The organism is Holtiella tumoricola (assembly GCF_027857615.1).
Classification (GTDB): domain Bacteria; phylum Bacillota; class Clostridia; order Lachnospirales; family Cellulosilyticaceae; genus Holtiella; species Holtiella tumoricola.
Map to the genome: position 1 here is coordinate 94,101 of NZ_JAQIFT010000045.1, position 9,775 is coordinate 103,875.

At 31.9% G+C, this 9,775-nt stretch carries 8 protein-coding genes and 1 tRNA gene; all 9 read right to left on the bottom strand.

The annotated features are described in order from the left end of the window. Position 1: 1 nt before the first annotated feature. The 9 genes from PBV87_RS11745 to PBV87_RS11785 all read right to left on the bottom strand — a co-directional run bounded on the left by PBV87_RS11745 (position 2) and on the right by PBV87_RS11785 (position 9,702). On the bottom strand, positions 2–2,620 hold the full coding sequence (locus tag PBV87_RS11745; protein WP_271012425.1) for a putative bifunctional diguanylate cyclase/phosphodiesterase: 2,619 nt from the start codon (positions 2,618–2,620) through the stop codon (positions 2–4). A 148-nt stretch (positions 2,621–2,768) separates the two neighbouring features. Then, positions 2,769–3,107 (bottom strand): sulfurtransferase-like selenium metabolism protein YedF, encoded by a 339-nt coding sequence (locus PBV87_RS11750; RefSeq protein WP_242847706.1) that lies wholly within the window; start codon positions 3,105–3,107, stop codon positions 2,769–2,771. Between the two features lie 203 nt (positions 3,108–3,310). After that, the gene (locus PBV87_RS11755) at positions 3,311–3,679 is read right to left on the bottom strand and encodes a hypothetical protein (protein WP_242847707.1); all 369 of its coding nucleotides are present in this window, start codon (positions 3,677–3,679) and stop codon (positions 3,311–3,313) included. 142 nt (positions 3,680–3,821) lie between these two features. Next, on the bottom strand, positions 3,822–5,696 hold the full coding sequence (locus PBV87_RS11760; protein WP_053986263.1) for an extracellular solute-binding protein: 1,875 nt from the start codon (positions 5,694–5,696) through the stop codon (positions 3,822–3,824). Then, the gene (locus PBV87_RS11765) at positions 5,696–6,508 is read right to left on the bottom strand and encodes an ABC transporter permease (protein ID WP_053986264.1); all 813 of its coding nucleotides are present in this window, start codon (positions 6,506–6,508) and stop codon (positions 5,696–5,698) included. Before PBV87_RS11765 ends, PBV87_RS11760 begins: the two co-directional genes overlap by 1 nt. A 6-nt stretch (positions 6,509–6,514) precedes the next feature. Beyond that, a complete protein-coding gene (potA, locus tag PBV87_RS11770; protein ID WP_053986265.1) occupies positions 6,515–7,573 on the bottom strand; it encodes a spermidine/putrescine ABC transporter ATP-binding protein in 1,059 nt (352 codons plus the stop codon). A 13-nt stretch (positions 7,574–7,586) separates the two neighbouring features. Continuing rightward, positions 7,587–8,126 carry a helix-turn-helix domain-containing protein gene (locus PBV87_RS11775; RefSeq protein ID WP_053986266.1) on the bottom strand — a complete coding sequence of 180 codons (540 nt, stop codon included), beginning with the start codon at positions 8,124–8,126 and terminating at the stop codon, positions 7,587–7,589. Between the two features lie 510 nt (positions 8,127–8,636). Further along, positions 8,637–9,479 carry a diguanylate cyclase domain-containing protein gene (locus tag PBV87_RS11780; protein WP_271012426.1) on the bottom strand — a complete coding sequence of 281 codons (843 nt, stop codon included), beginning with the start codon at positions 9,477–9,479 and terminating at the stop codon, positions 8,637–8,639. Between the two features lie 139 nt (positions 9,480–9,618). Next, positions 9,619–9,702 (bottom strand) — tRNA-Leu (locus PBV87_RS11785). Positions 9,703–9,775 lie beyond the last annotated feature (73 nt).

Below are 9,775 nucleotides of genomic sequence, written 5' to 3' on the forward strand. Positions count from 1 at the left end.
TTTACTCCCCCCTATTACTTAAAATTTCACTAATTCTGCCTAGTGGGGAAGGCTCACAAATAACTCTTCCTTGTACACTATTGCATCCTACGGATTTTAAGTATGCTAATTCTCCCTCTGTTTCCACACCTTCTGCTATTATTGTCATACCTAATTTACTTGTAATTTGAACAATAAGCTCTACTAATGTTTGTTTTCTTTTATCATAATCTATTCCCTTAATAAGTTCATGATCTACTTTTAACTGTTTTACAGGTAAATCTATTAGTTGACTAATTGAGCTATGAGTTTTACCAAAGTCATCTAATATAACCTTAATTCCTAAGCTGTATAACTCCCCTATCACCTTACCCATACTTTCTGCTTGTTCAATAACACTACTTTCTGCAATTTCGATTAAAATATCTTCTGGAGTTACCTCTTCTTGTTCTATAATCGTTAAAAGTGCTATGATGAATGGCTTCTGTCTAAAATACTTCTCAGATATATTAATGGATACAGGGAGGACCTTTTTCCCCTCTAGTTTCCACATTTTAATTTGCCTACAAACATTTTGAATAACCCACTGATCTAATTCCATCATAAAACCTAATTCTTCAGCTATAGGAATAAATACTTGTGGAGATACTTGTCCTAAATATTTATTGTTCCAACGTAATAATGCTTCAAGATTAATAATCTCTTTTGTATGAATATCATAGACTGGTTGATAATACATTTCAAACTCGTTATTGTTGATTGCATCACGAATGCTTTTTTCAATGGTAGTTCTTTTAATATATTCTAATTTAATAGATTCATTAAATACTTCTAAAGGTGTATTCCCTATCTCTTTACTTCTATACATAGCCATATCTGCATATTTAATAGCTGTATCTACATCATTTGTATGATAAGGGTATATGCTCATGCCTATACTTCCCCTAACCTGCATACACACTCCATCTATAATAAATGAACTCTCAAATACTCTAACAATGCACTCACCTATAACTTGAATTTGCTCTAACGTATCTTGTTGCGTTAATACAACAAATTCATCCCCTCCTAATCGATAGGCTTTACAGCCTTGTTCATCCTCTAATATTTTTAGCCTCTCAGCTACTTCTATTAAAAGCTTATCCCCTTTTTCATGTCCTAAAGTATCATTAATTTGTTTAAACTGGTTAATGTCTAATAAGAAAACACCTGTAAGCTTTGAATCATAATAAGCGTACTCTCTAATATCATTTAAATCTCTTCTCATTTTGAGGCGATTTCCGATGTGGGTTAATGTATCTAAAAAAACAATCTCTTGTAGTCTTTGTTGTGAATTACTAAGTTCCTCATTTAATAGCTTAGTACTTTCAAACATTTCTTTAAGTTTAAAAGCAGCTTTATAAAAGTTATTTTGTAAAAGGCCTATTTCAACTGTACAACTTTCCTTCCATTTAATTTGTTCCAAATCATAGAGCTGATCTGGCAAGTTTTTAGTTGCCTCTTCTAACTGTGTAATACTTCTAAAAATAACTACTTCCAGTAATGCTACTACCCCAATAATCATTCCCCATAATATAAGTAGAAGTTTTAATCCATCTAAAGCTATGTGTAGGTCATTTACTAAAAAATCCTTCTTATAAATTAGCACATACATATGCATATCAGGATTAACCATATATTGATGAACAATATAAAATTGATTCATAAACTGGTTAACTACTCCCATTTTACTGTCTATGCTAGGAATAACCCGATAGAATTCATCATCTATTTCTTCTATATTCTTAATATCTTTTATATCAAATTTGTTTTTAACCTTATATTTATCGTTAGTGGTAACTAATATTTTATGTTGCTCATTAGTCAAAATAATGTCTGCCATTTCTCCAGTTAATTTAGCATCCATTAGACTTTTAAGTTTCTCTCTATAAACTACATCATATAATATAAACTTTTGCTTCTCTCTGCTTTTCCAACTATTCACTTCTTTTTGAATCACTTGAAATGCACCATGAGAATAACTTTCTATTTGCTTTAAGGCTAATTGTTCATTCTTCCTTTCATTCACATAAATGCTACATAAAATGGGTAATGTGACCATAATAAGCGCTGTATGAAATAAAAATTGTCTTAATCTAATTTTATGTATTTTATCCTTTTTAAATATATCTAAAAATACAGGTGTGTACTGATAAAGTACTTCTCCTATTAAAATAGCAATAATACTATTTACTGCATGTATTATACAAACAAAACTAATATATTGCTGATTGTAGCTATCTTTTACCAATATAAGTGCTAGATAACATAATGGTAATTTAACAAAAAAACTTAGTATGCCGTCTACTAATACTAAATTACTCTTATCATTACGCTTTATGGTCCAACTTAGGACAACTGCCTCTAGCAAAAAAAATATATCTACTAAGTGTCCACTAAATACTGTTGTACTAATTGCATAAATAAGTGCTAAGGAAATTAAAACCATATGCGTTGAATACTGCCTGATCAAAAATACTATAATGATTCCAGTAAACGATAGTTTAATTCCTATAATGTATTCTATATGTAAACTTTGTATGAGTATACCTACTACAATAAATATAAGCCATCTAATTCCTTGTCTTATCTTATTCTCCATATTTGCCTCCATAATCCAACTCTTATATTTATTATACCAGAGTATATAACATTCTCCATATTATTACGAAATTTTGACAATATTTTAGTATATTTAACAAGATAAGAAGGTATTAGATAAATCTTTTTAGGATTTATCTAATACCTTCTTATAATGTAATAACCGTATTCGTATTAAGTACTATATCTGCAATCTCATTCATATCTGTAATTCGTCCAACTGTTAGCGAATGTTGACCACATACTTTATACACGCAGGTACCACAAGCCAATAGTTCTACACCTTGCATCTCGAGTGCCTCTAATATGTCCATATATCTTGAACCTTGTGCCAAAAGCTTAACTCCTGAATTATAAAAAATAATAATATCTGGTTTTGTTAAGCTAGCTAAAATTTTCCTTAAAAATACGCCAAGTAAAGTTTGCCCAACACCATCATCACCTTTACCTAGCGATTCACTATTAATAATAACAACTTTTTGATACACTCCTATTTCCTCCCTTTTCTCCATATTAATCAATTTCTAGCCTACATAGTATATTCTAGCTGACTGAAGAAATTGTTATCTAATCTCCTCATCTTATTTGCTTCATATTACAAAAAATGAAGTATTATAGATGCTGATTATCAGATAAATCTCTCTTTATTGATATAATATGCAAGAGAAACCTAGAAGTGTATCTTTATAAACTAATTATCTTTTTTAGCTTTTTTTGCAAAGTAAATAATTTCTAATACTCCAGCTGCAATTGTTGCTGTTAAGAATACAATATTAGTGATAAATCCTGCAATTGCAATCCCTTTACTACGTTTGTTTTTCATGCCTACAGCACCTAGTACTGTTCCTACAATTGTAACTGGTAAACCAATAAGTGGAATAATCCACGCTACTGATCCAATAATCCCTAAAATAAATGATGTCCATGCATTAGGATTTGGTCTTGGTACTGGTACAATATTAGGTACCATTTCTGCACAGCTATCTGTGTCATTCTCATCTGCTATATACTCTTTTGTGTAGAATTCAATTTCTTCATTATTCATTTGTTTCTTTTTCATCCTTACGCCCTCCTTTGTATTGGTGTATCTATTGTTTTCATTATAAATTAATCTTACAAGTTTTTAAAGCCCTATCCTAAGAGAAAACAAAGGATAAACAAAATAGGGCTAACACACTTATGCGTTAGCCCTATTTATTAACTTATTTAGATGCACTCGATTTAGCTTCCATCCAGATACTACTATAAAGCTTAATAACATCTGATGGGTCTGTAAACATTTCCATTCTATCTGTTTCTTCTTCTGATGGATATGCTACTTCACTATCTCTTATTTCTTCTGGTAGAAGCGCACGTGCTTCACTAAGTGGTGTTGAATATCCAATATACTCAGCATTTCTTGCTGCAATATCCGGTCTGCATAAGAAGTCAATGTACTTATATGCATTTTCAATATTTTTAGCCCCCTTTGGAATAACAATTCCATCTACAAAGAAGTTCGTTCCTTCTTTAGGAAGAGCAAATGCTAAGTCTGGATTTTCTTCTATCATCACCATAGCATCTCCAGCCCATGAAATCATAAGAGCAGCCTCTCCACTAACCATTTTTCCTTTACCTTCATCACCTACATAGCTTAATACTAATGGTGCTTGCTTGATAAGTTCTTGCTTAGCTTCTTCTAGCTCTTTTGGATCTCTAGTATTCATAGAATACCCAAGCTTTTTAAGGGCTGCCATAATCCCTTCACGTTCACTATCATACATGAAGATTTTGCCCGCATATTTAGGATCCCATAAAATATCCCAACTATCTACTTCTTCATCTACCATTGTTGTGTTATATACAATCCCTACTGTTCCCCACATATAAGGAAGTGAGTATTCATTTGTTGGATCATAAGGTAAATCTTTAAAGCGATCATCAATCTTAGAATAGTTTTCAAGTTGTGATGTATCTATCTTTTCTAGCATATCATTGTTAAGCATCTTTTCAATCATATAATCTGAAGGTACAGCAACGTCATAGCTTACGTTACCTGGTTCAAGTCTTTGATACATCTCTTCATTTGTAGCAAATTCAGAGTAAATAACTTTTATACCTGTTTCTTCTTCAAACTCTTTATTTACATCTGGATCAATATAATCTCCCCAGTTAAATACATTTACAACCTGTTGTTGTTTACTTACGCCTGTTCCACCTACATAAAGCATAACCGCAATACCTGCAACAAGAACTGCCGCAATAATTTTAGTTGTTCTAAAACGTGATGGCTGTCTTGTTTCTCTAACTTCTACTTCTTGGCCCTCTTTAACTTTCTTTTGTTTCTTACTAGAGAACACATTGCTTGCAATTAAGATAATAATAATTGTAGCAAACATGATTGTAGAAATCGCATTAATAGTTGGTGCAACACCTTTTCTTGTCATTGCAAATACTTTAATTGAAAGTGTATCTACACCAGGACCAGTATTGAAGAAACTGATGATGAAGTCATCAATAGATAATGTAAATGCAATAAATAAACCTGCAAGTACACCTGGTAAGATTTCTGGTAAAACAACCTTCTTAAAAGCATATCTTGGCGTTGCTCCTAAGTCTAGGGCTGCTTCATATATATTATAATTTAACTGCTTAAGCTTTGGCATAATAGATAAAATAACATACGGTATGCTAAATGTTATATGTGCCAAAATCAAAGTTAAAATCCCTACAGGAATCTTAAGTGCTGAGAATAATAACATTAATGATACCCCTGTTACAATCTCTGAACTAAGTAATGGAATATAAGTAATATTCATTACAAGTTTTTTCTTCCATCCTGTCATACGTTCAATTCCCATTGCAGCAAGTGTCCCTATGATCGTTGCCACAACAGAAGAAACAACCGCTATAAAAATGGTATTATAAAATGCTTGTTGAATACTTGCATCTTGAAAAATCTCCTCATACCATCTAAAGGTGAATCCCTTCCAGATTGGAAGTTTAGAATCATTAAAGGAGTAAACCATAAGGATAGCGACAGGAGCATACATAATGAGTAGAATAAGTCCTACATATGCTTTTTTTATATACTTCATCAAAATAGGCCGCCTCCTTTATCTAGTGAATCTTTTTTAGACATAAAGACAAGCGTAATTAAGATTATTATCATTAAAATTACGGAAAGAGCTGAACCAAATGCCCAGTCTCCTGTCTTATTAAATTGTTGTTCAATTAAGTCTCCAAGTAATGTTGTCTTTCCACCACCTAATAAACGTGATACCAAGAAAGTTGTAAGTGCTGGCATAAATACCATAACAATTCCTGTTATAACACCTGGCATACTAAGTGGTAAAATAACCTTTTTAAATGTTGTATATTTATCTGCACCTAAATCATAAGATGCTTCAATAATACTATTATCAATTTTACAAAGTACGTTATAGATTGGTAATACCATGAATGGGAAGAAGTTATAAACGTTACCAAATACAATGGCACTCTTCCTATATAAAAACTGCATACTAGGTAATCCTATATCATTTAAAAAGTTATTAACTACTCCTGTATCTTGTAATAAATATCCCCAAGCGTATGTACGTAAAAGGGAATTCATCCACATTGGTAAGATTACAAGAAGTAAAATAACGCTTTTACCTGACATTTGCTTACTACTTAAAATCATTGCAAGTGGATATGCAAGCAATAAACAAATTACTGTACTGATAAACGCAATTCCAACAGAATCTAAAATGTTGCCTAAGTATTTCGGATTAAGTACCTGTCTATATCCCTCTAAAGTAAATACACCTTTTTCAAAGAAACTATAGTACAAAATAATAATAACAGGTACGATTGTAAAAATACTGGCCCAAATTAGATAAGGAAGGGCTAATCTCTTTTTATACACGCTTTGTTACCCCCTTCTCATGATATGGATATCTTCTGGTGTAAGCACCATACCTACTGTTTCTCCAATTGGTGCCATTGCTGTTGAATGTACCATCCATTTATATTCATTAGAATTAATAATCATTTCATAATGTACACCTTTGAATGTAACAGATTCTACTTCACCTGTTAGCATACCTTCTTCAGCCTTAACAATACGCATATCTTCTGGTCTGATTACTACATCTACAGGTACATTATTACCAAATCCAGCATCAACACAATTAAATTCTACACCTTGGAATCTAACAAGATAATCTTTGATCATTGTCGCTTCTATAATATTACTTTCACCAATGAAGTCTGCAACAAATGCATTTTTCGGTTCATTGTAAATATCAACTGGTGTACCAATTTGTTGAACACGTCCTTCATTCATAACAGCAATTGTATCAGACATAGTAAGTGCTTCTTCTTGGTCATGTGTAACATAAATAAATGTAATCCCAAGTTGCTGTTGAATGTTTTTAAGTTCCATTTGCATCCCTTTACGCATCTTTAAGTCCAATGCTCCAAGAGGTTCATCTAGTAAAAGTACTTCTGGTTCATTTACAACAGCACGTGCAATTGCAATACGTTGTTGCTGACCACCACTTAATGAATCAATGCGTCTATCTTGGAATCCTTTAAGGTTAACAAGCTCTAACATTTCAGCAATCTTTTTATCAATCAATTTTTGATCCATCTTTTTAATATGAAGACCAAAAGCAATATTTTCTCCCACTGTCATATGTGGAAAAAGCGCATACTTTTGGAATACTGTATTAATACGTCTTTTATAAGGTGGTAATGCTGCAATGTCTTTGCCTTCGAAAAGCACTTGGCCACTTGTTGCTTCCTCAAACCCACCAATAATTCTAAGTAATGTTGTCTTACCACATCCACTAGGTCCTAGTAATGTAAGAAACTCGTTACGTCTAATATACATGTTAATATCGTTTAAAACTTGTGCACCATCGGCAAAGGTTTTAGATATATTTACAAGGTTAATAATATGTTCTGTCTGATTTTTGGTTTCTTTCATCATCCCATCTCCTTTAAAAACTTGGTGGTGTAGCAACCCAAAGGACTGTAGCCTTAGTTTTGCCAGCATTCTCTAAATAGTGGTCACCTGTTGGTCTAAAGTAAAAGCTATCACCTTTCTTAGCTTTAAACTTTTTATTACCAAGATGTATATAAATTGTTCCGGATAATACATAGCCAAACTCCTCACCTTCATGCGGTGCTTGCTCTAATGCCTTACAGCCTGGATCAATGTTAATTAAAATAGGTTCCATATCATTCTTTTGTGCATTTGGAATAAGCCATGTAATCATGTTACCAAGCTCTTTATCTTCTTTTTCGAAGACATCTTGTTTTGTAAATACGATTTTTTCTTGACTTGTTTCATTAAAGAAATCTTTAAGATTTGTTCCTAGACACTCTAAAATATCAATTAATGTAGCAATAGAAGGTGATGTTAACCCTCTCTCTACTTGTGAAATAAAACCTTTAGATAGTTCGCATCGGTCAGCAAGTTCTTCTTGAGTCAAGCCATTCTTCTTTCTAAGCTGGTTTATCTTTGCCCCAATATCCATTTTAATGCCTCCCATATTTTCTTTTATGTAATAGTTGCAAGTAATTCACTCTATGTTTACATGTAATAATAAACTTTTTGTTTACACAAATTAAACTTCAACATATGAGATTATACTCATTTTTTACCAAAACGTCAATAAGTTTTAGCAAAAAACTTATTTTTATAAAACAAAGAGTTTAGTATATATGTTCTATCTTTTTATATTTACTTTCAGCCTTATGCCTTGATATTAATAGGATTAAACTTTATTATTAAAAACAAAGTATAGTTATGATATGCTTGTTTTATTCTTTTTCTTAGGTTATGTAGTATTAATAAAAAAGTTTAGTAAAAGATAACCTTACTTAAATATAGAATTTAACATTTTTAAATATTAACTCTATTTTATTCATTTCTAATATATTATTTCATTTTAATAGCCTGTGCTTTTCATCTTACATTTATACCTTTTTTATGTAATAGAAAAAGAGATATCTTATACTAAGTTAAGATATCTCTTTTTAAACTTTTAAACATTTTCATAAAAACAATTCCTACCTAATTGTTTTGCTTTAATCATTGCCTCTTGAGCTTTTGCCAAGATTGCTTGTTGAGAAGCCCTCTGCTCATCTACTTGTACAATACCTACATTCATACTAAATGTAAGATTCTCATTTTGAAGATGTATAACTTCATTTCCATCTAAAAGAATTCTCTTTACTATTTCTAGGACCTTTTCTTTATGAATTGATTTTGTAAGTACAATGAATTCATCTGCCCCTATACGATAAGATTCCATATGCTCATCTATATGTTTATCTATTCTACTGGCTGCAGTTTCTATCACTAAATCACCTATTTGCCATCCATACTGTCGGTTATAAAATCCAAACCTATCAATGTCAAAGCATAAAATATACTCCCCTAACTCTGAATCATTCTCTGCAATCTTTAAATATTCTTCTATGTTAGATACTCTAATCATAACATCCTCTCCTTTATCGTTATAAATAGTTAGAAGATGGACTCTTGGAAAAAGCTCTCTTACATCACCTAATTTTCTCCACTCTTTAGGTGAATAGCCATAATACTTTTTAAATGTTCTAGAAAATACTTCATAAGAATGATAGCCGTAATTAAAAGCTATATCAATTAGTTTTTGGTCGCTCAAAATGATTTCTACACCTATCAGAGATAATCTTCTTTTCTCTATATACTCTCTTAAAGATTCTCTATGTAGACAAGTAAATAATCGATGTAAGTATGATAAGGATATATAGTGTGTATCTGCTAGAACTTGCAACGAAAAGTCTTCCTTTATATGGTCTTCAATATAATCTAAAACATGCGCCAAAACTTCTAAGCTTCTCATATGTTCTCCCTCCTTCTAACACTTTTATCTTATCATTCCTTTACGCCTCAAACTTGATGATTTGTATCTTTTAACATTGATATTTTTAGAAATACAAAAAAGAGTTACTATAACTACTTATAGTAACTCTTTTTTATCATGCCCGAGACCGGAATCGAACCGGTACGAGGGTTAGCTCGCAGGATTTTAAGTCCTGTGCGTCTGCCAGTTCCGCCACTCGGGCATGCAGAGCGGGTGATGGGAATCGAACCCACGTGGCCAGCTTGGAAGGCTGGAGTTCTACCATTGAACTACAC